17 protein-coding genes and 1 tRNA gene are annotated in these 26,608 nt (G+C 69.2%); 8 read left to right on the forward strand and 10 right to left on the reverse strand.

Translation table 11 applies throughout. The annotated features are described in order from the left end of the window. Positions 1 to 57: 57 nt before the first annotated feature. The 9 genes from ElP_RS38340 to fusA all read right to left on the reverse strand — a co-directional run bounded on the left by ElP_RS38340 (position 58) and on the right by fusA (position 15,163). On the reverse strand, positions 58 to 1,200 hold the full coding sequence (locus ElP_RS38340; RefSeq protein ID WP_197446164.1) for a type II secretion system protein: 1,143 nt from the start codon (positions 1,198 to 1,200) through the stop codon (positions 58 to 60). A gap of 281 nt (positions 1,201 to 1,481) precedes the next feature. Beyond that, a complete protein-coding gene (locus tag ElP_RS18590) occupies positions 1,482 to 2,744 on the reverse strand; it encodes a type II secretion system F family protein (protein WP_145271815.1) in 1,263 nt (420 codons plus the stop codon). 89 nt (positions 2,745 to 2,833) lie between these two features. Continuing rightward, positions 2,834 to 4,552, reverse strand: coding sequence for a GspE/PulE family protein (locus ElP_RS18595; protein ID WP_145271817.1), 1,719 nt, complete (start codon positions 4,550 to 4,552; stop codon positions 2,834 to 2,836). A gap of 71 nt (positions 4,553 to 4,623) precedes the next feature. Beyond that, entirely contained in the window at positions 4,624 to 5,751 is a 1,128-nt protein-coding gene (locus tag ElP_RS18600) for a type IV pilus twitching motility protein PilT (RefSeq protein WP_145271819.1), read from the reverse strand. A gap of 337 nt (positions 5,752 to 6,088) precedes the next feature. Continuing rightward, complete coding sequence (locus ElP_RS18605) at positions 6,089 to 7,798, reverse strand: GspE/PulE family protein (protein WP_145271821.1); 1,710 nt, start codon at positions 7,796 to 7,798, stop codon at positions 6,089 to 6,091. 476 nt (positions 7,799 to 8,274) lie between these two features. Continuing rightward, positions 8,275 to 10,950: a pyruvate, phosphate dikinase gene (gene ppdK / locus ElP_RS18610; protein ID WP_145271823.1), complete on the reverse strand. Its 2,676-nt coding sequence runs from the start codon at positions 10,948 to 10,950 to the stop codon at positions 8,275 to 8,277. A gap of 265 nt (positions 10,951 to 11,215) precedes the next feature. After that, positions 11,216 to 12,067, reverse strand: coding sequence for a DUF3179 domain-containing (seleno)protein (locus ElP_RS18615; RefSeq protein ID WP_145271825.1), 852 nt, complete (start codon positions 12,065 to 12,067; stop codon positions 11,216 to 11,218). Positions 12,068 to 12,336: 269 nt separating this feature from the next. Further along, the gene (locus ElP_RS18620; protein WP_145271827.1) at positions 12,337 to 12,906 is read right to left on the reverse strand and encodes a DUF3124 domain-containing protein; all 570 of its coding nucleotides are present in this window, start codon (positions 12,904 to 12,906) and stop codon (positions 12,337 to 12,339) included. 160 nt (positions 12,907 to 13,066) lie between these two features. Beyond that, complete coding sequence (fusA, locus tag ElP_RS18625; RefSeq protein WP_145271829.1) at positions 13,067 to 15,163, reverse strand: elongation factor G; 2,097 nt, start codon at positions 15,161 to 15,163, stop codon at positions 13,067 to 13,069. Positions 15,164 to 16,427: 1,264 nt separating this feature from the next. Here fusA and ElP_RS18630 point away from each other — a divergent pair. The 3 genes from ElP_RS18630 (at position 16,428) to ElP_RS18640 (ending at position 19,108) form a co-directional block, all read left to right on the forward strand. Next, a complete protein-coding gene (locus ElP_RS18630; protein WP_145271831.1) occupies positions 16,428 to 17,228 on the forward strand; it encodes a S26 family signal peptidase in 801 nt (266 codons plus the stop codon). 213 nt (positions 17,229 to 17,441) lie between these two features. Next, positions 17,442 to 17,969: an HIT family protein gene (locus tag ElP_RS18635; RefSeq protein WP_145271833.1), complete on the forward strand. Its 528-nt coding sequence runs from the start codon at positions 17,442 to 17,444 to the stop codon at positions 17,967 to 17,969. An 83-nt stretch (positions 17,970 to 18,052) separates the two neighbouring features. Further along, positions 18,053 to 19,108 carry a PIN/TRAM domain-containing protein gene (locus tag ElP_RS18640; RefSeq protein WP_145271835.1) on the forward strand — a complete coding sequence of 352 codons (1,056 nt, stop codon included), beginning with the start codon at positions 18,053 to 18,055 and terminating at the stop codon, positions 19,106 to 19,108. A gap of 236 nt (positions 19,109 to 19,344) precedes the next feature. On the opposite strand, the gene ElP_RS18645 is transcribed toward ElP_RS18640, so the two are convergent. After that, positions 19,345 to 20,601 carry a peptidylprolyl isomerase gene (locus ElP_RS18645; RefSeq protein ID WP_145271837.1) on the reverse strand — a complete coding sequence of 419 codons (1,257 nt, stop codon included), beginning with the start codon at positions 20,599 to 20,601 and terminating at the stop codon, positions 19,345 to 19,347. A gap of 251 nt (positions 20,602 to 20,852) precedes the next feature. Between ElP_RS18645 and ggt the strand changes: the two genes are divergently transcribed. From ggt to ElP_RS18670, 5 genes are all read left to right on the forward strand, one after another. Further along, complete coding sequence (gene ggt / locus ElP_RS18650; protein ID WP_145271839.1) at positions 20,853 to 22,586, forward strand: gamma-glutamyltransferase; 1,734 nt, start codon at positions 20,853 to 20,855, stop codon at positions 22,584 to 22,586. 207 nt (positions 22,587 to 22,793) lie between these two features. Continuing rightward, on the forward strand, positions 22,794 to 23,180 hold the full coding sequence (locus tag ElP_RS18655) for an HU family DNA-binding protein (RefSeq protein WP_145271841.1): 387 nt from the start codon (positions 22,794 to 22,796) through the stop codon (positions 23,178 to 23,180). Between the two features lie 70 nt (positions 23,181 to 23,250). After that, complete coding sequence (locus ElP_RS18660; protein ID WP_145271843.1) at positions 23,251 to 23,679, forward strand: cupin domain-containing protein; 429 nt, start codon at positions 23,251 to 23,253, stop codon at positions 23,677 to 23,679. Between the two features lie 63 nt (positions 23,680 to 23,742). Continuing rightward, positions 23,743 to 23,827 (forward strand) — tRNA-Leu (locus tag ElP_RS18665). Positions 23,828 to 24,314: 487 nt separating this feature from the next. Beyond that, the gene (locus tag ElP_RS18670; RefSeq protein ID WP_145271845.1) at positions 24,315 to 26,588 is read left to right on the forward strand and encodes a glycosyltransferase family 4 protein; all 2,274 of its coding nucleotides are present in this window, start codon (positions 24,315 to 24,317) and stop codon (positions 26,586 to 26,588) included. Positions 26,589 to 26,608 lie beyond the last annotated feature (20 nt).

Raw genomic sequence — 26,608 nt, forward strand, 5'->3', positions numbered from 1 at the left:
CCGGTTCATCCCCCGTCGGAAATGGGTGAGGCGGATGGCGTTCTGGATTCGGTCATCTCACCGCATCCCGACGTTGTCATCTTCCACCGCCCGGCCGCCGCTGCCAGAGACCTCCGGGAACGTCATCGAGCCGTCCTGGACGACGACCTGGCCCCCCGGCCCGTAATCGCGATCCGAGCCCGGCGAGACGAGCTGGAACGACTGCGGCCGGAGCCATCGGGGCGCCTCGGTGCCGAACGACGGCCCGTTGGTCCACGGGTTCGGACCCGGCACCTGGATCGCGGCGGTCGGGTCTGTCGTGTACGAGTCCGGGTAGCCGGTCAGGGTGAACGGGGCGGTCGGCTCGTCCTCGAACTTCACGTCACGCGGGTCGTAGCCGCCGAACGTGGAGGAGAAGTAGGCGACGTACCGCGCATCGCTGCTGGCTCCGATCGGGTCGACGATGCCGGGGATGAAATCCCTGTCGTCGTCGTACAGTTGGGACGGGTCCGTGATCTCGAAGAACGGAGTGGTCCGGCTCGAGTCCGGCCCGGAGGCCGGGACCGCCTGGAACGGGTTCCTCGGGCTGACGGAGAACCCTCCAGCACCCCGGAGCGAGGCCGGGGTCCCGGGGCTCCAGTCCGGGATGCCGCAAAGGAACAGGTACAGGCACTCCTGCCCGTCGAGCAGGATCGGTTCCGCCTCACCGACACCATTGCCGTTGATGTCGTGGATGGCCGAATCCCCCGCGCCGGCGACGGAGTTGCTGACGCTCAGCTTCGGGAAGATCGACCGGAGGGCGAGCAGGGACCGGGTGACCAACTCCGAGTGCTCCTGGCTGCCCGCCGCCGGCCCGACCGGGCCGAGGGTCGCGCCGCCGAGGTTGAGGCGTTGGGATTCAGGCACATTGTCCTGGCTCGGGTAGTCGGCCTGGAAGTAGAGCCCGGAGCCGGCGGTCGGCCCGGCTGCCGGCGGGGTGGCAAGCCTTCCCGACTCGTGGAAGACCAGCCTGCTGGGGGGGAACTCGCCGTACTTGGCCTTGAAGCTCGCCAGGGCGCCGGCCAGGGTGTTGATCTGGGCCTCGGCCTGGGACTGCCTGGCCCGCCTGACGGCCCCCGTGATGGCCGGCACGAGCAGGGCGACCAGAACCCCCAGGATCGTGATCACGACCAGGAGTTCGACCAGGGTGAAGCCGGTCCGACGGCGTGAGGCGGGGGTCATCGTCGCATCCTCCGAGTGCGGGGGTCCGGTGCGGCGGGGGCCGGAGGGCCCTGAAGAAGCTACGGCCGTGGGGTTCAAGATGTGACAGCGGCTATCATGAAAATTCTTGTCGATCGATCCGTCTCCACCCGGGCTGGTCGTGGAGCGTGCCCGGCCGGCGAGGCGGGAGGCGGCACGCGTGCAGTTGTGCGGGGAGGATTCGGATCGAGCGGCGTGCATCCATGCGGGGGCTGGCGTCCCGCCGCCCCGCGCCGGCGGGGCGGCGGGAGGGCCGCCGGGGATCAGCCCGAGAGCTCGCTGATGAGCTTGATCAGCGGCATGAACAGGGCGATGACGATGAAGCCGATGATGCCGCCGAGGGAGACGATCATGATCGGCTCGAGCAGGCTGACCAGCGAGTCGACGGCCGCCTCCACTTCCTCGTCGTAGTTGTCGGCGATCTTCATGAGCATGGTGTCGAGCTCGCCGGTCTCCTCGCCGACGTCGATCATGTTCACGACGATGTCGTCGACGATCCGGGCCTCCCGCAGGGGCTGGGCGATCGTCTCGCCCTCCCGGATCGAGTCGTAGATGCGGGTGAAGGCCCGCTCGAAGACGGCGTTGCCGGCGGTGTCGCGGACGATGTTCAGCGACTCCAGGATCGGCACGCCCGACTGCACCAGGGTGCCGAGCGTCCTCATGGTCCGGCTGACGACCGACTTCTCCAGGATCGTCCCCATGACGGGGATGAGCAGCTGCACGCGGTCGCCGATGTAGGCGCCGGTCTTGCTGCGGTAGAGCAGTTTCATGAAGACCCACCAGATCGCCGGGATCAGGGGGGCGAGGTACCAGTACTCGACGACGATGTGGCTGGCGTCGATCAGGATCACGGTCATCCGGGGCAGGTCGACGCCGAAGTCGATGAAGATGGCCTCGAACTGCGGCACGATCCAGTACATGATGAAGCCGACGATCAGGATGGCGACGAAGATGACCACCACCGGGTAGACCATCGCCGACTTGATCCGCCGCTTCAGCGACTGGCTCTTCTCCTTGAAGTCGGCCAGGCGCTGGAGGATCGCCTCCAGGGCGCCGCCGGCCTCGCCCGCCTTGACCATGTTGCAGTAGAGGCGGTCGAAGCACTTGGGGTGCTTGGCCATCGCCTCGGAGAGCGTGGAGCCGCTCTCGATGTCCTCGATCACGTCGGCCAGGGAGTTCTTCAGCACGCCCGGCTTGGCCTGGCCCTCCAGGATCTTCAGGCTCCGGAGGATCGGCAGGCCGGCGTCCTGCAGGGTGGAGAGCTGCCGGGTGAAGGTGGTCAGCTGCTTGGCCGAGACCCTGCCGATGGTGAACGACTTCTTCTTCTTGCGGCGCCCGGCGGTGGGGCGCTTGGAGGCCGCCCCGCCCTTCTTGCCCGCCTTCTTGGCGGCCCGCTCGGAGATCTTGGTGACGAAGAAGCCCTTCTGGCGGATCAGCTGCTGCGCCTCTTCCTGGGTCGAGGCGTCGATGGTGTCCTTCACCTCCTTGCCGGTGTGGTCCATCGCCTCGTATGAGAAGGTCGGCATGGCCTGGGTCTCCCTGGGTGGTCCGGGCGGTCTCGTCTTCGTCTTCGGGTGATCGGGGAGGGGAGGGGTGGGTCGGGGTCGCGCGGGCCTCAATCCTCGGTGATCGTCGCCTTGAGCACTTCCTCGACGGTGGTCAGGCCGTCGTTGAGGGCCTCCAGGCCCGACTCCCGGAGGGTCTGCATGCCGGCCTTGCGGCAGGACTCCCGGAAGTCGTCGAGCGAGGTCTCCTTGACGATCAGCTCCCGGAGGTGGTCGTTGACGACGACCAGCTCGTAGAGGCCCATGCGTCCCTTGTAGCCGGTGTTGTTGCAGCGGTCGCAGCCCCGGCCGTAGTAGAACTTCTGGGCGGCCCCCTGCTCGGCGCTCAGGCCCAGCTCCATGAGGATCTCCTCGCTGGGCCGGAACTCGGTCCGGCAGCTCGCGCAGATCTTGCGGACCAGCCGCTGGGCGAGCACCCCCTCGACGGTCGCCGTGATCAGGAACGGGGGGACGCCCATGTCCCGCAACCGGGTGACGGCCGAGGGGGCGTCGTTGGTGTGCAGGGTGGTGAAGACGATGTGCCCGGTGAGCGAGGCCTGGATGGAGATCTCGGCCGTCTCCAGGTCTCGGGTCTCGCCGATGAGGATCTTGTCCGGGTCCTGCCGCAGGATGGCGCGGAGGCAGGAGGCGAAGGTGACGCCGATCTCGGCGTTGATCGGCACCTGGATCAGCCCGTCGATGTCGTACTCGACGGGCTCCTCGGTGGTGATGATCTTGTCCTCGACCGTGTTCAGCTCGTTGAGGGTGGCGTAGAGCGTGGTCGTCTTGCCCGAGGAGGTGGGGCCGGTGACCAGGATGATACCGTTGGGCTTGTGCACCACCTCCCGCCAGCGCCGGAGCGTCTCGGCGGTCATGCCGATCTTCTCCAGGTCCAGCTGCACCACCGTCCGGTCGAGGATCCGCAGCACGACCGACTCGCCGAACATCGTCGGCAGGGTCGAGACGCGGATGTCGACCGAATTGCCGCCGATGTTCAGCTCGATCCGGCCATCCTGGGGCAGCCGACGCTCGGCGATGTCCAGGTTCGACATGACCTTGATGCGGCTGGCGATCGCCGGGGCCAGGTGGCGGGGCGGCGGGACGAGCTCGTAGAGCACGCCGTCGACCCGGTACCGCATCTTGTATTCATCCTCGAACGGCTCGAAGTGGATGTCAGACGCCTTGTCCTTGATCGAGAGCAGCAGCACCATGTTCAGCAGCTTGCGGACGGGCGCCGCCTCGGCCATCTCCTCGATCGCCTCGAGGTCGATGGTGCTCTCGTTGCGGTTCTGGAAGCGGGAGAGGTCCTTGTCCGATTCGATCTGGCGGATGACGTCGTTGAGCGACTCGGCGGAGCTGCCGGCGTAGAGCTCCTCGATCTTGGCGAGCACCTCGCCCTCGGCGGCGATGACCCCCTTGACCTCGACGCCCAGGAAGGACCGGAGGCTGTCCAGCGTCGCCGGGTTCTGCGGCTCGGCCATCGCCACGGTGATCGCCTTGTCCTTGCGGCCGATGGCCACCGGCACCACCTTGAACGCCTCGGCCATCGACTGGTTGACCGCCTCCGCCACCTCGGGCGGGATGGTCGTGTCGGCCAGCTTGATCACCTTCATGCTGAGCTGCTCGCCCAGGGCGCGCAGCACCTGCTCCTCCCGGACCAGGCCGAGGCGGACGGCCACCTTGCCGATCGGCTCGTTCTCGGAGCCCTTCTGGGCCTCCAGCACCTTCCAGAGGGCGTCCTCGTCGAGGTAGCCCATGTCGACCAGGATCGTTCCGAGGCGTCGGGCCATGATTGGGGTCACCTTCAGGCTGGGGCGGGGGGACGGGACGGGACGGGACGGGGATGAGATGGGGAGGACGCTCAGCGCTTCTTGGCCGGCTCCTCCTCCTCTTCCTCCTCGCCCGCCTCGTCGAAGATGCCCTTCTTGGCCAGCTCGATCCGTTCCCGCAGCTCCTGGGACTTGCGGGCCTTGTAGATAATCTCGTTCTCCTCGACGAGCCCCTGGCGCCAGAGGTTGAACAGCGAGTCGTCCATCAGGATCATGCCGTGCTTGCGGCCGGTCTGGATCGACGAGTCGATCCGGTACGTCTTGTTCTCCCGGATCAGGTTGGCGATGGCCGGCGTGACCACCAGGCACTCGTAGGCCGCCACCAGCCCCTTGGGCTTGCGCGGCAGCAGCGACTGGGCGAGGATGCCGATGATCGCCACCGAGAGCTGGGTGCGGATCTGGTCCTGCTGCTCCTTCGGGAACACGTCGATGATCCGGTTGACCGTCCCCTCGGCCGAGTTGGTGTGCAGCGTGCCGAAGACGATGTGCCCGGTCTCGGCCGCGGTGATCGCCGCGGAGATCGTCGCCAGGTCGCGCATCTCGCCCACGAGGATGATGTCCGGGTCCATCCGCAGGGCCCGCTTGATCGCCTCGGGGAAGTCCGGCACGTCGATGCCGATCTCGCGCTGGTTGACCAGCGACTTGTTGTGCTTGTGGAAGTACTCGATCGGGTCCTCGATCGTGATGATGTGGCGGTCCATGTTGTTGTTGATCCAGTTGATCATGGACGCCAGGCTCGTCGTCTTGCCCGAGCCGGTCGGACCCGTGACCAGGATCAGCCCCCGGGGGCGCTGGATCAATTCCTCGATGATCCAGGGCAGCCCGAGCTGCTCGAAGGTCAGGAACTCGTTCGGGATCCGCCGCAGCACCAGGCCGATGTTGCCGCGCTGCTTGAAGACCGCCACCCGGAATCGGGCCATCTCGCCGAAGGCGAAGCCGAAGTCCGTCCCCCCGACCTCCTGCAGCTCCTGCTGGCAGCGCTCGGGGGTGATGCTCTTCATCAGGGCGACCGTGTCCGGCGCCTCGAGCACCTTGGTCGCCAGGGGCCTCATGTGACCATGCAGGCGGAGCATCGGCGGGCTGCCGACGGTCAGGTGCAGGTCGCTGGCCTTCTGGGTGCAGACCGTCTGGAGCAGCTTGTCGATCAGCAGCGTGCCCATGGTCGCGTGGTCCCTCCCGCCCGGAGAAAATGGGACGAGCCCCGGGCCTTCTGGCCGGGGCTTGACTCTGTCTCGAAACCCAGCTGTCTGGATGAAGACTGACGACTGACGGAGACTTGCGACGGGAGGACCCTCGAACCGGGCCACCCCGATTATTCGCGACTTCGCTCCCGAGGATCAAGCGTCCGCCGGATCCGTTCGGCAGCCGGAACACGCCGGATCCCCGGGAGTTGAATCCGGCAGCGGGGGCCGAGGCCCCCGCTGCCGGCCTCGTCGGGGCTGGGCATGCCGGCCCCCTCGCCCGGGGGGACGAGGAGGCGGCCCGGGGGCCCGGGGCTCAGCCCGCGGCCTCGTGGTGGGTGATCCGGAGCACCTCGTCGATGGTGGTGATCCCCTTGAGGGCCTTGATCATCCCGTCCTCGAACAGCGTGCGCATCCCCTGCTTCCGGGCCACCTTGCGGATCGCCTGCGTCGACTCCCCCTTGAACGTCATCTCGCGGATCTGGCTGGACATCATCATCAGCTCGTAGATCGCCAGGCGGCCCCGGTATCCGGTCTTGTTGCAATTCCCGCAGCCCTTGCCGCGCGTGAAATTGGCCTTCGCGGCGATCTCCGGTCGGATGCCGAGGCTCTGGAGCAGGTGCGCCGGCGGCTCGTACTTCGCCTTGCACTTGGGACAGACCTTGCGGACGAGCCGCTGCCCCATGATCCCGATGATGGAGCTGGCCACCAGGAACGGCTGAACACCGATATCGACCAGGCGTGTCAAGGCACTGGGCGCATCGTTCGTATGCAGCGTACTGAAAACCAGGTGTCCGGTCAGTGAGGCCTGGATGGCGGTATTCGCCGTCTCCTCGTCCCGAATTTCCCCCACGAGCAGGATGTTCGGATTCTGCCGGAGCATGGCCCGGATGATCCGCGCGAAGGTCATCCCGATCCGGGCCTTGACCTCGCACTGGTTGATCCCGGGCAGGTAGTACTCGACCGGATCCTCGGCCGTGATGATCTTCACGTCCGGCCGGTTCAGTTCGTTGAGCGAGGCGTACAGGGTGGTCGTCTTGCCCGACCCGGTCGGCCCGGTCACCAGGAGGATGCCGTTGGGCCGCTTGATGAGGTTCTGGTAGCGCTTGAAGTCCTCCTCGCCGAAGCCGAGGTCGCGGAGGCTGACCTTGATGTTGTCCCGGTCCAGGATCCGCATGACGATCGACTGGCCGTGGTTGGTCGGCAGGACGCTGACCCGGAGGTCGATGTCCTTGCCCGCCACGTGGACCTTGATCCGGCCGTCCTGGGGACGCCGCTTCTCGGCGATGTCGATCGACCCCATGATCTTCAGCCGGCTGATGATCGGGCCGAGCAGCCGCCGGGGGGGGTTCTCGATCTCCTGGCAGACGCCGTCGATCCGGTACCGGATCCGGATCCGGTCGGCGAAGGGCTCGATGTGGATGTCCGAGGCCCGCATCTGGACGGCCTTCTCCAGCAGCAGGTTCACCAGGCGGATGACCGGGGCGCTGTCGTCCTCCTCGGATCCCCCCACCCCCTTGCCGGACATCACGTCGTCGGCGTAGTCGATCGCCGTGTCGGTGAACTCCTGGAGCATCGAGTCGACCGACTCCGACTCCGACGTGGCGCTGCCGTAGTAGCGGTTGATCGCCTCGACGATCGCCTCCCGCGGCGCCAGGGCGATGCTGATCTCCCGGTTGAGCACGAACCGGAGCTTGTCGAGCGTCTCGAAATCCATGGGGTCATGCATGATGACCTTGATGGCGCCCCCCTCCTGGGCGAGCGGCATGACGACATTCTCGCGCGCGAGGGACTCGGGGACGAGCTCGACGATTTGCGGGGGGATTTCGATTTCGTGCAGGTCGACGTAGTCCAGGCCGTTCTGCTCGGCCTTGGCCCTGGTGATGTCCTCGATCTCGGCGTAGCCGAGCCGGACGAGCGACTCCTCGACGGTGCCGCTCATGCCCCGGGCTTCGACGATCTGATCGGCGCCGACGATGCCTCGCTTGACGAGGATGTCGGTCCAGTCCTTGGTCTGCTTGGCCATGTCGTAGGGACTCCGGACGGCAGGGCGTCCGGCCGGGACGCGGTCGGGGGAGACGGCGCGATCCCGCCGGGCGCACGGCGACGTGCGATCGGGACGGGGCCCGAGGGGGCCGGGACATCAGTTCCGGGAATCGGCCGGAGGGGCCCCGGCCATGATTGAGGAGGATCGGGAACAAGGCAATGTCGAGCGATTCCCGGGCGTCGATCGGAAGACCGAAATGAGCAGAATGGATCGGCATGAAGCTAGCATGCCGGGGGGCGCGACGCAAGCGTCCACCAGGCATCGCCGGCCCCTCGCCCCGGGACGATGCCCGGAAACGACACCGCCCCCGGGCGGCCGGTGGCCGACGACGGGGGCGGTGCTTGGACGTGCCTGGCGGGACGATGGTTCCCGGGAATCGATCGGCGAATCGGGGCGACTTCGGGGCCCGGTCGGGCCGATCCCCGGGAGGAGGCGGCCCGACGGGCCCGAACCGGTCAGCGGTCTCGGGAGACGGTCGCGCCCATGTTGATGGCGGCCTGGGCGGCGGCGAGCCGGGCGATCGGGACCCGGAAGGGAGAGCAGGAGACGTAGTCGAGCCCGACCTTGTGGCAGAAGGCCACGCTGGCCGGGTCGCCGCCGTGCTCGCCGCAGATGCCGATCTTCAGGTGGTCGCCGGTCGCGGCCTTGCGGGAGGCCCGGCCCTTCTCGACCCCCATGGACACGAGCTGGCCGACGCCGCTCTCGTCCAGCGAGGCGAAGGGATCCTCGGGTAGGATCTTCTTCTCCAGGTAGCTGCCCATGAACGACTTGATGTCGTCCCGGCTGTAGCCGAAGGTCATCTGGGTCAGGTCGTTGGTGCCGAAGGAGAAGAACTCGGCGTGCTCGGCGATCTTGTCGGCGGTGAGCGCGGCCCGGGGGACCTCGATCATGGTGCCGATGAGGTAGGCGACCTCGGTGCCCGCCTTGGCGATCGTCTCCTTGCAGACCCGCTCCGTCTCGGCCTTGAGCAGGGCCATCTCCTCGACGGTGCCGACCAGCGGGATCATGATCTCGGGCAGGACTTCGATCCCCTTCTTCTTGACGGCGATGGCGGCGTCGATGATCGCGCGGACCTGCATCTCCAGGATCTCGGGGTAGCGGACCGCGAGCCGGCAGCCCCGGAAGCCGAGCATGGGGTTGGATTCGTGCAGCGACTCCACGCGGTCCCTGACCTTCTGCACGTCGAGGCCGAGCTGCTTGGCGACCTCGTTCTGCCCGGTCTCGTCATGCGGCAGGAACTCGTGGAGCGGCGGATCGAGCAGGCGGATGGTGACGGGCAGGCCGGCCATCGCCTCGAAGATGCCGATGAAGTCGTCGCGCTGATAGGGCTCCAGGCCGTCGAGGGCCTTGCGGCGGTCGGCCTCTGTGTCGGCGAGGATCATCTTGCGCATGTCGACGATGCGCTGGCCCTCGAAGAACATGTGCTCGGTCCGGCAGAGGCCGATCCCCTCGGCGCCGAACTCCCGGGCCTTGGCCGAGTCCTTGGGGTTGTCGGCGTTGGTCCGGATCTTCAGGGTGCGGTACTTGTCGGCCCACTCCATCAGGACGGCGAAGTCGCCGGCCATCTTCGGCGGGATGGTGGGGACCTCGCCGATCATGACGTCGCCGGTGGTGCCGTTGATCGTCAGGAAGTCGCCCGCCTTGACGGCGGTGCCGTTGACGCTGATCTCGCCGGCCTTCTCGTTGATCCGGACGGCCTCGCAGCCGACGATGCAGGGCTTGCCCCAGCCGCGGGCGACGACGGCGGCATGGCTGGCCTTGCCGCCGGTGGAGGTGAGGATGCCGACGGCCGCGTCCATGCCGGCGACGTCCTCGGGGCTGGTCTCCTTGCGGACCAGCATCAGCGGGACCTTGGGGTTGGCCTCGCGCTGCCGGACGGCCTCCTCGGCGGTGAGCACCACCTTGCCGCAGGCGGCGCCCGGGCTTGCGGCGATCCCCCGGGCGGCGGGCTTGGCGTCGGCCTTGGGGTCGAGCTGGGGCAGCAGCAGGTGGTTGAGGCTGTCGGGGTTGACCCGTTGCACGGCGGTCTTCTCGTCGATCAGGCCCTCCTTGGCCATGTCGACGGCGATCTTGACGGCGGCCGTCCCGGTCCGCTTGCCGGTCCGGGTCTGGAGCATGTAGAGGGTGCCGTCCTGGATCGTGAACTCGATGTCCTGCATCTCCTTGTAGTGGGTCTCCAGCGTCTGCCGGATCTCCAGGAGCTGCGTGTAGACCGCCGGCATCTCCTTCTCGAGGTCGGCGATGTGCTCCGGGGTGCGGATGCCGGCGACGACGTCCTCGCCCTGGGCGTTGATCAGGAAGTCGCCGTAGAATTCGTTCTCGCCGGTGTTCGGGTCCCGGGTGAAGGCGACGCCGGTGCCGGAGGTGGTGCCGGTGTTGCCGAAGACCATCGCCTGGACGTTGACGGCGGTCCCCTTCAGGCCGGAGATCTTCTCGATCCGGCGGTAGTCGATCGCCTTCTTGCCCATCCAGGAGCGGAAGACGGCCTCGACGGCCTTCCAGAGCTGCTCCATCGGGTCCTGCGGGAAGCCGGTGCCGACGGCCTTCTCGTAGACGGCCTTGTAGCGCCTGACCAGCTCCTTCAGGTCGTCGGCCTTCAGCTCGGTGTCGAGCTTGACGCCCTTCTGGTCCTTGAGCGATTGCAGCTCGTGCTCGAAGTGCTCGTGGTCGACCCCCATGACGACGGAGCCGAACATGTCGATCAGCCGGCGGTAGCCGTCGTAGGCGAATCGGGGGTTGTCGGTCTTCCTGGCCAGGCCCTCGGTCGAGGCGTCGGAGAGGCCGAGGTTGAGGATCGTGTTCATCATGCCCGGCATCGACATGGCGGCGCCGGATCGGACCGAGACGAGCAGCGGGTTGGACGGATCCCCGAGCTTCGAGCCGTACTCGGCCTCCATCCGGGCCAGGGCCTTCTCGACCTGGGAGGTGAGGCCCTCGGGCAGCGTCTTCTCGTTCTTGTAGTAGAGGTCGCAGACCTCGGTCGTGATCGTGAAGCCGGGAGGCACGGGGATGCCGATCGAGCTCATCTCGGCGAGGTTGGCCCCCTTGCCGCCGAGCAGTTCCTTCATCTTGGCCGTGCCCTCGGCCTCACCGCCGCCGAAGGAGTAGACGTACTTCTGGGGGTCGGACATCGGATGCGGTCGCTCCCGGTTCACCCTGGGTCGCCGACGCGAGGGCCTCCTGGTCCGCACGCGAGGACCGAGCCGCCCGGGATCGGCGAGTTCGAAGCGTAAGCCCATGAAGCGGCATAGCTTAACGAGCAGGGGCCGGCCCGTCAAGGTGCCGGCGGGTTGCGTCGCCCCCGGGGGCGATCGGGGGGGGCCCCGGTGCCCGTCGGGGTGACGCCGCCCGCCCGATCGGCGAGGACCGGGAGGGCGGCGGGGCGGCCTTTGGTGCTCAGAGTGCCGTGGCCTCGGGGGATCGGTCGGCCCCGACGAGGACCCGGGTCTGCTGGTGTCGTCGGGACCAGTCCCGCCAGCTCATCCGATCCAGGCGGCCGACCCGCCGGAGGACCCGCCCTCGGTCGGGGCCGGACAGGGAGACGATCCCCTGCTCCCGCTCGATCCAGAGCCCCTCGTGCTCCCGGTCGTAGAGCAGGGGGAGCCCCTCGTAGCGGTAGCCGCTGAAGCCGAGGACCATGCGACGGCCGTCGACGGTGGCCTCGAAGACGGGAGAGCCGCCGCCGCCCGGACTCCGGGTAAAGAGGATCAGGAGCGGCACCCCGTCGACCTCGTCGTTGACCACCAGGACCTTGTCCAGGACCAGGACCGGGTAGGCGCACGGCCGGCCGTGATAGACCATCCCGTCGACGTCGTGGCCGTCGGGGATCCGGCCCGAGATCGGCCCGCCGTCGGTCTCCACCACCGGGACGTCGACCCCCTGGAACAGGTCCCGGCCGATCGACTTGTCGATCTTCGAGCGGTCCAGGTCGCCGACCTGGGCCAGGAACCACCGGTGACCCTGCACGGGGTGCCAACCGCCCCAGAGCCTGAGCCGCTCCCCCTCGACCCGGAACCACTCGCCCGGGGGCTGCGCGGCCGAGGGGTTGGGGCTGATCCCCACATAGCCGACGACGGCATTGTCCCGGCTGGAGGAGACCTCTTGCTTCAGGGCGGAGACCTCGTCCCAGAGCGACGGGCCCTGGTAGAGGACGAACCCGGACATGGCCATGATGCCGCAGAGCAAGGCACCCCTCGGGACGGCGGACGGGCCGGTCGGATCGACGGGGTTCTGGCGTTCGCTCGACATGGTGCGTCTCCGAGATCGGGTAGAGGACAGGCTATACGCCGGACGCGCGGGCACGAGACCGCGGGGCGGCACCGATCGATCCGGAAGGGTACGCGAGAGGAGGCTACGGGCACTCGGCGACGCGATCCGATCGCGCCGGCCGGGAGGCGGCCCGGACGTGGAGGCCGCCGAGGGGCCTTCAGATTGGAGCCCCCGTTATCCCCGCGGGGCCGATGCCTGTCAATGGCCCGGGGGAAACACCAACCCATGACAAAGATGCGTGCGTGCGTTTATCGCGGCGCCGGGTCGGCGGGCAGCCGGACGATCTCCGAGCCCTCGCAGACGAACGAGATCCCCTGGTTGCCCGCCGAGCCGATCATCACCGACTGGACCACCGGGCGGCTGACCGGCCCGTCGGCGGCCCAGTCGACGACGAAGTTCGCCCCCGACCCGCCGGAAAGGTCCCGCTCCCGGACCACCACCTCCGCCGTCGCCAGCGGGGCGAGCCTCAGCGTCCGGGAGAGGTAGTCGCGGACCTCCGATCCGTCGGTGTCGATGTAACGGATCGACGCCAGGAACAGCGGCCGATCCGGGTCGGTGTTCCGGATGCTCAGGGTCGACGCCAGCGGGTAGGCCTGCTCGGGGTCGTCGAGGTAGATGTGGGAATAGATCGGCACGTAAACGGATCGGGAGATGACGGGTTCGGGGACCTCCCCGTCGGCGACCGGCGAGGCCCCCCCGGAGAGCAGCAGGCCCTCCGGCTCCCCGGTCCGGCCGCGACCGGCCGGATCCCCCCCGCAGGAGGCGAGCAGGACGGCGGCCAGCAACAGGGCCGGCGTCGGGGCGGGTCGTCGGCGCATGGGAGGCTCCCGGGTCCGGGGCGGCGGATCGACGGGATCATCGGGCACGGGCCCCTCCCGGTCAAGCGGCCCCCCCGGGGGGACGGAAACGCCCGGGGCGGTCGGGGCGACCGGCCCGGGCGTCGAGTCCATCAACACAGGGGAATTCCGGGAGCGGACGTCAGGCCTTGGCGGCCTCCCTGGCGTCCTCCTGGGCCTTCTTGATGATCTCGTCCTGGAGGCTGGAAGGCACGCGCTGGTACTTGTAGAACTCCATGCTGAAGGTGCCCTTGCCCTGGGTCATGGAGCGGAGGTCGTTGGAGTAGCCGAACATGGCCGAGAGGGGCACCTCGGCGTAGATCACCACGAAGCCCTCGCGGGCCTCGGTGTTGGTGATGATGCCGCGCTTCGAGGAGACCTGGCCGGAGACGGGGCCCTGGAACTCGATCGGGCACTCGACCTCGACCTTCATGATCGGCTCCAGCAGCACCGGGTCGGCCTTGCGGAAGGTCTCCCGGAAGGCGTCGAAGGCGCAGATCTCGAAGGCCATGGCCGAGGAGTCGACGTCGTGATAGGCGCCGTCGTCCAGGGCCATCTTCACGCCGATGACCTCGTAGCCGGCCAGCGGGCCCTTGACCAGGCCGCGGCGGAAGCCCTTCTCGATGGCCGGGATGTACTCGCCGGGGATCCGGCCGCCGGTGACGTTGTTCTCGAACTCGAAGGGGTCCTCGAAGGGCTCCTCCAGGGGGATCAGCTTGCCGACGACCTTGCCGTACTGGCCCGAGCCCCCGGTCTGCTTCTTGTGGGTGTAGTTGTACGGCGTCTCCTTGGTGGGCGCCTCGCGGTAGCTGACCTTCGGCTGGCCGATGGTGCAGTCGACCTTGTACTCGCGGCGGATGCGCTCGACGTAGATCTCCAGGTGCAGCTCGCCCATGCCGGAGATGATCGTCTCGCTGGTCTCATGGTCGACGTGCACGCGGAAGGTCGGGTCCTCGCGCATGAAGCGATTCAGGGCCTTGGAGAGCTTGTCGTAGTCCGCCCGCTTGTTGGGGATGATCGACAGGTCGATCACCGGCTCGGCGGCGTAGATGCTCTCCAGCGAGTAGTTGATCCCCTCGGAGCAGAACGTGTCGCCGGTGGCGCAATCGATGCCCATCACGGCGACGATATCGCCGGCCCCGGCCGCCTCGATGTCCTCCCGCTCGTCCGAGTGGACCCGGAGGATCCGGCTGATCCGGGCCCGCTTGCCGGACCGCGTGTTGTAATAGAACTCGCCCTTCTTGAGCATCCCCTGGTAGATCCGCATGTAGGTGACCTGGCCGAAGGGCTCCTCCACGAGCTTGAAGGCCATGGCGACCATCGGCTCGTCGTCCTTCGGCTGGAGGACGACCTCGGCCTGCTCGTCGAGGTTGTCCCGGGCCTTCACGTCGCGGTCCAGCGGGCTGGGGAGGAAGTTGACGATCGCGTCCAGCAGCGGCTGGATGCCCTTGTTCTTGTAGGCGGTGCCCATCAGGACCGGGGCGATCTGCTGCGCGACGGTGGCCTCCCGGAGGATCTTGAGGATGAGGTCCATCGGCGGCTCCTCCTCCTCGAGCAGGATCGTCATCAGCTCGTCGGAGTAGAGCGACAGCGCCTCGAGCATCCCCTGGCGGCGCTGCCTGGCCACCTCGACCAGGGCCTCGGGGATCGGCTCCCGGCGGACCGTCTCGCCCTTCTCGCCGTCGAAGTAGACGGCCTCCATGCTCAGCAGGTCGACGATCCCCTCGAAGTTCATCTCCAGGCCGATCGGCAGCTGGAGCGGCACGGCCGTCAGCCCGAGCTTCTGCTCGACGGTCTCGATGACCTTCTGCGGGTTGGCCCCGGTGCGGTCCATCTTGTTGATGAAGACCAGCCGGGGGACGCCGTACCGCTTCATCTGCCGGTCGACGGTCAGCGTCTGCGACTGCACCCCCTCCACCGCGGTGACGACCAGCACGGCGCCGTCGAGCACCCGGAGCGACCGCTCCACCTCGACGGTGAAGTCGACGTGGCCGGGGGTGTCGATGATGTTGATCTTGTGATCCTTCCAGGCCACCGTGGTGGCGGCCGAGGTGATCGTGATGCCCCGCTCCTTCTCCAGCTCCATGTGGTCCATCTTGGCGCCGTCGCCGCCGCCGCGGACGTCCTCGATCTTGTGGATCTTTCCGGCGTAGTAGAGGACCCGCTCGGTCAGGGTGGTCTTCCCGGAGTCGATGTGCGCCGAGATGCCGATATTTCGGAGGTCGCGGAGATTATCCATGGGCCGATGGAGCCTCAGCATCGAGGGGCGGGGCCCCTCAACAGGAAGATGGGGGAAGGTCAAGCCGGGGCGATCGGGAGCGACCGCAACCCCGTGCACCTCCTCGGGGGTGCGGGAACGATGGCACGACGCCTCGCGAGGTCGGAGTGCGACCCATCCATTCTAAGGATCGCGCGTGTAAGGCGTGTGAATCAGGCGTGCGGGTCCGGTGAGTCCAGGTCTACCATCTTAGCGATAGGCTCCGCACCGTCAAGGACTTCCATCGGACTCGCCCGGCGCGGTCGATCCGCGTCTCGCCGCGGCCCCCGGCCGAGCCCGGGATCCGGGAGCCAGGCCCACCCGCGGACCGACCCGGACGTCCTGACGCGGTCGTCGTCGCGGCCGTCTTCGCGTGGACTCGGCACGGCCGGGCCACGTCCCAACGGATCGCGGCCCCCGGGGGGGCTCGGTGCGCCCAGGGCGACCCCCGAGTAAGACGCCACAAACCTTTTGAAGAACATCCGTTCTGGCAAGTCGACCCCTAGGGAAATGGGTTCGTTCCGTCGAACGCCCTGACCGATTCGGGTTCGTCTCGCGGAGGGGAAATGCGTTATCCATCCGATGCGTCGCGGTCCCTCGGCTCGGCCATGGATCCGGGACCGGTGCGGCCGGTGCGCCAGGGACTGCCCGGATGCCCGATCTACAACCCCTTTGGAGTTCGAGGGATGTGGCGATCATGGCGGGAGGAAATGGGTTCGCTCCGTAAACCCGGCGGGTCGAAATCGGGGCGGCCCGGTGTTCGATGCGAAGCCGAGGGGCCGCCCCGGGATGACCGAAGTTGTGGTCGAGCCGGGAGGATAGCGAGTGGGAGTGAGGGCAGCAATTCATGGTAGCACTCAGTACGACGAATTCAGATGGAAGGCTCAATCAATTCGCAAATGCGTGCGATGGCTGTCCCTTTGGGGTGGCGGTCGGCGGGTCTCGCAGACCAACGGTCGATTTCGTTCAGCACGCGGCGGCGAAGGGAGCCCGGCGGGGTCGGAGTTCTCGTTGACTCCTATATGATCGAGACGAGGGCCGATTCCAGTCATCAATTCCGGTCGCGGGTCGGCTGGCGAGGTTGGGATGAATCCCGGCCGTCGGGCGTCGAATAACCGGTCGGGGGGCCCGAGGGCTGCCCCTCACCTCCGGTCGCCCTTTGACAGGGGAGCGGGGCGGCGTTACTTTCCCGGACAAGTGTCGGACTCGTCCGGCGGGTCGAAGGTGCGAGCACGCGGGGGTGGTCATGATCGCCAGGCGAGCCGGGGAGATCGGCGGGGGGGGGATCGGGGGCGGACCCGGATCCGGGTCCGCCCCCGGCTCGACCCTGGGCCGCTGGCGGGTGGTGATCCCGGGCTGGCCGCAGTGGAGGAGGGGGGATCGGGTCCGAGCAATGGTGCTGGCGGGTTCGTACGCCTCGGCCATGATGGTGGGGCTTTTCGCCTGGGGGACGGGACCGGGGGCGGCGCTGCTGGGGTTCGCGGCGCTCACGCACTCGGCCTCGGTGGCCGACGCGATCCGACAGGCGGCCTTCCCCGGTTTCGGGGCCTGGGCCCCCTGGTTCTCGGCCGCGGCGGGGCTGGGGGGGGCCGGCTACGCCCCGGCCCTGGCGGTCGCGCTGCAGTTCGCCTGCCCGGCCTGGACCGAAGGGGGGGGGTACCTGATCAACCGCTCGGCGTTCGAAGGCCGGGGGCCCGAGGCCGGACACTGGGTCTGGTTGGACCGGGAGCGACCCGATCGGCCCCGGCGGGTGGCGTTGGTGGTGGCCATCGGGGGGCAGCGGGTCTCCTGGTCCGAGGGGGTGCTCCGGGTCGACGGCATGCCGGCGTCGATCCCCCGGGGGGTGATCGACGAGGGGCGCCGATCCCGGGGCGAGTTCGACGTGCCGGCGGGGGCGTTGCTGGTCTTCGCGGATGAGCGTGACCTCCCGGGCCCGGCCCCCGGGGAGGCCGGCGACGGCCTCCTGACCCTGGTCGCCTCCGACCTGGCCCTCGGCCAGGCCTGGGCCCGCTACTTCCCAATCTGGCGTCGGGGCCTGCTCGGCTGACCACGGGCGGGCCGGGGACGCCCCGCGACCCGCCGACCGGGGGCGAATCGCCCCGGCCCGGCGGGGCGAGCCGGGGGAGGGCCCCCGACTCCGGAAAAATTCGGGGGGCGCATCGGGGTCTGATCGCCGGTTACTATGGGTGAGAGACTCGTCTCGATCGGCCGCAGTCGAGCCGGCGGATGGGACCGAAGTCGCCGGCCGGATCGAGTCACGATGGATCACCTCTGGGCCCCCTGGCGGGCGCAATATGTCGAGCAGGGGGACCGCCCCTCCGGGGGGGCGGCGGCCTGCTTCCTCTGCCGGGGCCTGGCCGAGGGGGACGATCGGGGGAATCTGCTGGCCTGGCGCCGACCCCGCTCGGCCGTTTACTTGAACCGATACCCCTACAATAATGGTCACCTCCTGATCGCCCCGAAGGCTCATCAGGCTCGGCTCGGGGACCTCGACGCCGGGGAGCTGGCCGAGCCGGTCGAGACGATCCGGCTGCTGGTCGGGGTGCTCGACCGGCTCTTGAAGCCGGACGGGTATAATGTCGGGTTGAACCTCGGCCGGTCGGCGGGGGCGGGCTTGCCGGGCCACCTGCACTGGCACGTCGTCCCCAGGTGGGATGGGGATACGAACTTCATGCCCGTGCTCGGCCAGACGAAGGTGATCGTCCAGGGGCTGGCGGACTTCTACGATCGCCTCGTCTCGGAACTCGACCGGGAGGGGATGCGCGAGGTCGGGGGCGGGTCGGGGTGATCGAGCCGATCGATCCGCCCCGGGGCGCGACCCCCAGGCAAGGGAAGGCATCGGGCGACCGATGACCTCGGAGTCACCGGACCATGCTGCTGGTCGCGATTCGAGCGGTATTCATCCTGGTCGCCGGCGGCCTGGCCGCGCGGCTGGCCACCATCACGGGAGGCCCGCCCTGGGCCCCCGCCGTCATCTTCCCCATCGTCATGGGCCTGGCCGCGCTGGTCGTGGTCATCGACGTGCTGACGCCCCGCAAGCGGATCCAGACGATCTCCGCGGTGTACTTCGGGCTGATCGTCGGGCTGATCCTCAGCTTCTTCCTGCAGCTCGCCCTGCAGCCGACGGTCGACATGTTCGGCGGGGGGACCGCCACGGGGGTCGTCCAGGCGATCTTCGCGCTGGTCACGGTGGGGATCTGTTATTACACCGTCAGCACGCTCCTGCAGACCAAGGACGACTTCCGGTTCATCATCCCCTACATGGAGTTCTCCAAGGAGGTCAAGGGGGCCAAGCCGCTGGTGCTGGACACGTCGGTCATCATCGACGGCCGGGTGGCCGACGTGGCCGAGGCGAGGGTGCTGGACCAGCCGCTGGTGGTCCCCCAGTTCGTCCTCCAGGAGTTGCAGGGGATCGCCGACAGCTCGGACAAGCTGAGGCGCAACCGGGGACGCCGGGGGCTGGACATCCTGAACCGGCTGCAGAAGTCGCCCGACGTCGAGATCCGGATCTTCGACTCTGAGCTTCCCGAGCTGGCCGGCATCCGGGAGGTCGACCAGCGCCTGGTGATCCTGGCCAAGCACCTCGACGGCAAGGTCGTGACCAACGACTACAACCTGAACAAGATCGCCCGGCTCCAGGGGGTCGAGGTCATCAACCTCAACGACCTGGCCAACGCGCTGAAGCCGGTGGTGCTGCCCGGCGAGGCGCTCCAGGTGAAGCTCATCAAGCGCGGCGAGGAGCCCGGGCAGGGGGTGGGCTACCTCGACGACGGCACGATGGTCGTGGCCGAGCAGGGGGCCGGGCACCTGGGCGACATCGTCCGGATCACCGTCACCAGCGTGCTCCAGACCAGCGCCGGCCGGATGATCTTCGGCCGGATGGAAGGGGTGACCTCGGGCCACGGGGCCCATCGTGGGGGGCACTGATCGGTCGGTGACAGGCGACCGCCGGGTGCCCTGGCCCGGCGGGCTGCCCCCGGGCATCGGTCACCTGACCGGGCGTCGGAGGCGGCCGCCATCGGGCTCCGGGCCGCCACGCTCGGCGCCCGGGGCCGGCCGGGCCCGGCGGGACCCGGGAAGCAGGAGGGCCGCCCGACCGTGGAACGGTCGGGCGGCCCTCGATCGATTCGGGCATGACGAGAGGTGGGCCGGGATGGGCCGCCTCACTCGGGAGCCGGGGAGGAGCCGGGGAGGCCTGGGGTCTCGGGGGCGCCGACGGGACGCTCGATCTCGGCGTCCGGGTCTCCCTTTTGCTGCTCGTAGGCGCGGAGCTGCTCGACGGCCTTGGAGTCGGGGATCTCCTGGTCGGGCCTGGACATCCGGGCCCGGGAGACCTCCTCGTCGCGAACCGACGTCTCGGCCTGCTTGGAGCCGGAGTGCTTGACCTGGCCGGTGAGGTGGTTCTCGACGGACGACTGGAGGAACAGCTCCTCCATGACCGTCTGCATCTCGGCCTGGACCTTGGCCTCGTGGATCTGGGCCTTCATCTGGGCGACGATGGTCGGGTCGGCGCGGTCGACCTCCTGAGAGGGCTTGACCTCCTCGCGCTGGAAGATCACCCAGGCGGCCTCGCTCACCTGGATCGGGCCCGTGAAGTCGCCGTCCTTGGGCTTGTGGGTGGGGTCGGAGTCGTTGGGGTCGCCGTCGACGAGCTGGGCGAAGGCGGCATCGGAGACCTGGAGCGGCTCGGCGTGTCGGCCGATCGGCTGGGCGAGCAGGCCGCCGATGGGGGCGGAGTCGGTGTCCATCGAGAGTTCCTGGGCGAGCTTGGCGAAGCCGCCGGGGTTCTCCCGGACCTTGTTCCAGACGTCCTTGGCCTTGGCCAGGGTGTCGACCAGGATCATCCGGACGACCAGCTTCTCGCCGAAGTAGGCCTCGAAGGCCTTGGAGACGTCCTCGTCGGTGACCTGCACGCGGGGCTCGGCCAGCTTGCGGAGGGCGACGCCGGGGAAGGCGATGTACTCGGCGTATTGCCGGGGGCTGAGGTTGCGCTCCTTGGCCAGGGCGCGGAGGAAGGCCTCGCGGTCGATGCCGGACCGGGCGGCGTTGCGGTCGATCTCGGCGTCGACCTCGGCGGCGGTGACGGAGAGGTCCTTGGCCTTGATCGCCTGGTCGAGCAGCGACCGCATGATCAGGGTCTCGAGCACCTCCAGGCCGTGCCGGGAGACGCACTCGTCGGCCAGCTTCCCCCGGGAGATGACCTGGCCGTTGACCACGGCGATCGGGTCGCCCGGGTTGGCCGGCACGGCCCGGATGGAGAGCTGCGGGATCGGCCCGGCCGGCCCCTGGGCATTGCCCGGGACGCCGTCGTTGGCCTGCGTCTGCTGCTGCTGGGGGCGGGCCCGGGCCGTGCCCATCCCGAGCCCGACGACCACCGCGGCCAGCGCAACGAGGCGGCCGGTTCGGATCAGTTCGCCCATTGTCGTCCCTCCTTGAACTCGTCGCGCCGGGGAACTCCGATGGCGATCCGGCACGTTCCGGCCGATACCATAACGTTCGGGCCCGCGCGGTCAACGCCGATTCGGCGATCCTCGGGACCCGATCGCGTCCGGCCTCGGATCGAATGGCCCTCATCTCGGAGACGATCGACGTGAGCAACCCTGCGGTGTCGGCGCCCCGCCCCTCCTCGCCCCCCCCCGGACCGGACGCTCCTCCCGCGCGACGACGGCCGATGCCACCCTGGTTCGCCCCGTCTGTCGCCTTGCTGGCGGTGGCCACCGGCCCGTCCTCGGCCGAGGAGTTCGCGACTTACGCGGTCGTCTCCCAGGAGTCCCACGCCTCGGACGTGGGCCGGGAGGTGCTCCGCAAGGGGGGCAACGCGATCGACTCGGCCGTGGCCACGGCCTTCGCCCTGGCGGTGACGCACCCGGCGGCGGGGAACATCGGCGGCGGGGGGTTCATCGTGGCCTTCGTCGCCGATCGGGGCGAGGTCGTCACCTATGACTTCCGGGAGCGGGCCCCCCGGGCCGCCACCGAGCGGACGTACCTGTCTCCCGAGGGCAGGCTCCTGCCCCGGTACCGCGCGGGCCTCTGGGCCGGGGGCGTGCCGGGGACGGTGAGGGGGCTCGCCCTGGCCCACGAGCAGCTCGGGACGCTCGACTGGGCCGAGCTGGTCCGGCCGGCCGTCGATCTGGCCGAGCGGGGGTTCCCCGTCTCCGACACGCTGGCCCGGTCGCTCAATGCGCAATTGTTCGTGGACGACGGCGCCGCCGACCTGCTCGACGGCAGCGGCCGGGGCGCCCGGCTGGCCGACTTCCCCGCCTCCGTCGCCGCCTTCCGGAAGCCCGACGGCACCCCCTGGGTGGAAGGGGACGTCCTCCGGCAGCCGGACCTGGCCGCCACCCTCTCCCGGGTCGCCGAGGACGGCCCCGACGCCTTCTACGCCGGGGAGATCGCCGACCGGATCGCCGAGGCCATGCGGGCCGGGGGCGGCCTGATCTCGGAGGAGGACCTGGAGTCCTACGAGGCCGTCCGCCGGGCGCCGGTCCACGGCACCTTCCGGGGGTTCGACGTCTTCGGCATGGGCCCGCCCTCCTCGGGGGGGATCGTCACCGTGCTGATGCTCAACCTCCTGGAACGCTTCGACCTCGCCGCCGACGGCCCGGAGGACCCCGAGACCCTGCACCGGATCACCGAGGCCATGCGCCGGGCCTTCTTCGTCCGGGCCACCGAGATCGCCGACCCGGACTTCGTCGACGTGCCGGTCGACGAATTGACCTCGAAGGATTTCGCCGACGAGCTGGCCGGGTCGATCGGCCCGATCGCCACGCCGAGCGAGGACCTGGCCGACTTCCCGATCGCCGGGCTGGTGGCCGAGGGGACCGACACGACGCACCTCTCGGTCCTCGACGGCGACGGCAACGCCGTGGCCCTGACCTACACGCTGGAGCAGGGCTACGGCTCCAAGGCGGTCGTCCCCGGGCTCGGATTCCTGCTCAACAATGAGATGGGGGACTTCAACCTCGTGCCGGGCGTGACCAGCACCTCGGGCCTGATCGGCACGAGGCCGAACGTGATCGCCCCGGGCAAGCGGATGCTCAGCTCCATGTCGCCGACGATCGTGCTGGAGGACGGCAAGGTCCGGCTCGTCACCGGCTCCCCCGGCGGCCGGACGATCCCGAACACGGTGCTCTGGGTCGTGCTCAACGTGCTGGAGTTCGGCCGGTCGCCCCGGGAGGCCGTCGACGCCCCCCGGTCGCACCACTCCTGGTTCCCCGACCGGCTGACCCTCGAAGGCGACTCCTGGCCCGAGGCCGCCATCCAGGGGCTCCGAGACCGGGGCCATCGCGTGCGATCGACCCCCCTGCAGGGGGACGCGCACTCGATCGTCGTCGACCCGGGGACGGGGATCATCCACGGGGTGAACGACCGCCGACGCAGCACGTCGAAGGCGTCCGGAGGCTGATCGGGGCCCCCCCGGGGGCCCCGAGGGCGAGATTCCCGCGAAAAACGCTGCCTTGGCGCTGTCTTTCGGCGATATTTCCTGTATATTTCGGGCCGGAGCGTCGATCTGGTTCCGCAGGAGCTACGTTCGAGCCTCCCCGCCGCGGGCCGAGGCCGAAGGGTGAGCTCTCGAGGACCGTCGATCATCGATCAGGAGGGGACGAGATCCATGGCCGCGAAGAAAGCCGCCCCGAAGGCCGCCGCCGCCGCGAAGCCCGAGGCCAAGACCGCCAAGGTCCGGCCGATGACCAAGAACGAGCTCTACTCCACGCTCTCCGAGAAGACCGGCGTGGCCAAGAAGGACGTCGCCAGCCTCTTCGAGAACCTCGACGAGCTGGTCCGCACCTCGCTCACCAAGCGGGGCGGCCCCAAGCAGTTCGTCCTGCCGGGCCTCCTGAAGATCCGGCTCGCCGAGAAGAAGGCCACCCCCGCCAAGAAGGGGCGCAATCCCCAGACCGGCGAGATCATCAACATCCCGGCCAAGCCGAAGCGGAACACCGTCAAGGTCACCCCGCTGAAGGCCCTCAAGGACTCGGTCCTGACGGGCTCGAAGTAACGCAACCTCCGGCGGAGGAGGCGCCCCAGCGGCCCGCCTCCTCCGCGTCCCCGGCCGACGGACGCCCCCGATGGACACCCCCGGATCCGCCACCGCCCCCGGCCTCACCGCCCGGCCCGGCCCCGGCGATCTCGTCCGACCCCGGGCCGAGGCCCCGACGGTCCCTCGCCCCTGCGGCCAGGGCACCCGACTGTTCACCTCCGAGGACGGCCCGCCGGCCAATCCCCACGTCACCTTCATCACCGACTCGGTCGGGCACGACCACGCCCGCCGCGCCGGGATGTACTCCATCCTCGAAGGGACCGGCGAGCCGGGGCTGAACGACAACGTCGTCGCCGTCGAGCCCGGCATGCTCGCGGTCATCGAGCCCGACACCGCCCATCGCCTCCGCCGCGAGCAGGGCGTCCGCACCCTCGTCCTCGGCAAACCCGCCTGGCACCCCGACGACGAGTCCTTCGACGATGACCGTGCCCCGGCCCGATCCCCCGACGCCTCCTGATCCCGATCCGTCCGGCCGATCGATCGATCGCCCTCGATCCGCCGAGACGCCCCGCAACCACTCGCCGGCGTGGCGGAACGGCAGACGCAGGGGACTTAAAATCCCCCGGGGGGGAACCCCCGTGTGGGTTCGACTCCCACCGCCGGCATTGCGACCCAGCCCGATAAAGAGACACCAAAGGCCGCCCGGCCAAGAGGTTTGCGTCGAGGCCTTTCGTCCGGGTGAGACGAAGCACCTCGCCAGCATCCGCCCCCGTACGCCCTCTCACGTCTCCCGACTGCGACCCGCTTGCCGTCGGACGTTCGTGAACGTGTCGTTGCTTGGTCGACGCTGCCCGAGGCGGTGGAGGCCGACATCCTGGCGATGGCCCGGGCCGCTCGCGGGTCGTGAGCCGCAGCACAGGACTGCCGGGGAACTGCACGACTCCGCTCGGTCCGATGTAAAATCATCGCCCTGGTGCACTTCCGGGGATGATCTTCCGGGATTTGCGGCGGCTCGTCATCATCGGCCAGGGGCCCTCCGGGGGCGATCGCTGGGCCGATATGGTAACCTGGCACCCGACATCCAGGGCCGCGGTCTCTCTCCGATCCCGTCCCCCGGAGCGTGTCCCGCCGAGCCACACGGGACGAGGGTTGATGGGCAACTCCGAGATCAACAAGATCGCATTCGTCGGCGACTACCTGCCCCGCAAGTGCGGGATCGCCACCTTCACGCACGACATGTACGCCTCGGTCGCGGCCCATAACCCGGACGCCGAGTGCTTCGTCGTGCCGGTCAACGACCGCCCCGAGGGATACGACTACCCGCCGGAAGTCCGATTCGAGATCGACGAGCAGGACCTGGAGAGCTATCTCCGGGCGGCCGACTTCCTGAATTTCGCGAACACCGACATCGTCTGCCTCCAGCACGAGTACGGGATCTATGGCGGCCCGGCCGGCAGCCACGTCCTCGGCCTGCTGCGGGACCTGCGGATGCCGGTCGTCACGACCTTCCACACCGTCCTGCGCGAGCCGGACGCCGACCAGCGTCGGGTCCTGATGCAACTGGCCGACCTCTCGGCCCGCGTCGTGGTCATGACCCGCCGCGCCCGTGCATTCCTGCGGGAGATCTACGGCGTCCCCGTTGACAAGGTCGACCTGATCGCGCACGGCATCCCCGACACGCCATTCGTCGAGCCGGATCTGTTCAAGGTGCAGTTCGGCGTCGAGGGACGGCCGGTGGCGCTGACGTTCGGCCTGCTCTCGCCCAACAAGGGCGTCGAGCACATGCTCCGGGCCATGCCTGCGCTGCTGGGAGAGTTCCCGGATCTCGTCTACATCATCCTGGGGGCGACCCACCCGGACCTGGTCCGCCAGCAGGGCGAACGCTATCGACTCGGCCTGGAGCGGCTGGCGAGGTCGCTGGGGATCGAGAAGAACGTCACCTTCTACAACCGGTTCGTCGAGCTGGACCAGCTGACCGAGTTCATCCGGGCGGCCGACGTCTACGTGACCCCGTACCTCAACCCGGCGCAGATCACCTCGGGGACGCTGGCCTACTCGTTCGGCTGCGGCAAGGCGATCGTCTCGACGCCGTACTGGCATGCCGAGGAACTCCTCGCCGACGGCCTCGGGATCCTGGTGCCGTTCGCCGACCCGCAGGCCCTGGCCCGGGAGATCGGCGGGCTGCTGCGCGACGCGGGGCGGCGGCGGGCGATGAGTCATACGGCCTACGGGCTCGGCCGCGAGATGGTCTGGGGGCGGTCCGCCCACCATTACACGGAGTCGTTCCAGCGGGCACGCCTCGGTCGCCAGGCCCAACCGCCCCGGCCGCTGGCGGTCCGGACCCTGGCCGAGCAGCGGGCCGAGCTGCCCGACTGGCGGCTCGACCACCTCGCGCGGCTGACCGACTCGACGGGCATCTTCCAGCACGCCACCTACACGATCCCGAGCTTCGCGGACGGCTACTGCACGGACGACAACGCCCGCGCCCTGTTGCTGACCGTGCTCCTGGGGGAGGTGGGCCAGGATGGGCCGGTAGTCCGGCGCGTCGCCACGGCCTCGGCGGCGTTCCTCCAGGCGGCCTTCGATCGCGACCGGGGGCGATTCCGGAACTTCATGGGCATCGACCGCCGCTGGCTGGAGGAGGTCGGGTCGGAGGATTGCCAGGGGCGTGCCATCTGGGCGCTGGGGACGTGCGTGGGCCGGTCCCATCGGACCGACATGCCGTCCTGGGCCGCGTCCTACTTCGAGCTGGCCCTGCCGTGCGTCCCGGAGATGTCCTCGCCCCGGGCCTGGGCGTTCGGCCTGCTCGGCGTCCAGGAATACCTCCGCCGGTTCGGCGGGGACCGGGCCACCGGGCAGGCCCGCGACGCGTTGACGGGGCTGCTGGTCGGGCTCCATGAGCGGACTGCCACGCCCGACTGGCCCTGGTTCGAGGAGGTCCTGGCCTACGACAACGCCCGGCTGCCGCACGCCCTCATCGCCGTCGGGCGGGACGGGGGGGACGCGCGGGCGATGGAGATCGGCCTGGAGGCACTGGGATGGCTGGTCGGGGTGCAACGTGCGCCCCAGGGCCACTTCCGGGCGATCGGCTGCCATGGGTTCTACCCCAAGGGCCGGGAGCCGGCCCGGTTCGACCAGCAACCGATCGAGGCCAATGCGACGGTGGCCGCCTGCCTCGAGGCGTACCGGGCGACGCAGGACCCCCGCTGGCTGGACGAGGCCCGATCCGCCTTCGAGTGGTTCCTCGGCCGCAACGACCTCGGCCAGGATCTCTACGACCCCGCAACCGGGGGCTGCTGCGACGGGCTCCAGGAGGACCGGGTCAACCGGAACCAGGGGGCCGAGTCGACCCTCGCGTTCCTGCTCTCGCTCGCCGAGATGAACCGGCTGGAAAGTTCCCTGGTCGCGTTCCGCCAGGTGCGGTAGTGTCGGGCCTCCCAGGGACG

The sequence above is a fragment of the Tautonia plasticadhaerens genome (assembly GCF_007752535.1).
Taxonomy (GTDB): domain Bacteria; phylum Planctomycetota; class Planctomycetia; order Isosphaerales; family Isosphaeraceae; genus Tautonia; species Tautonia plasticadhaerens.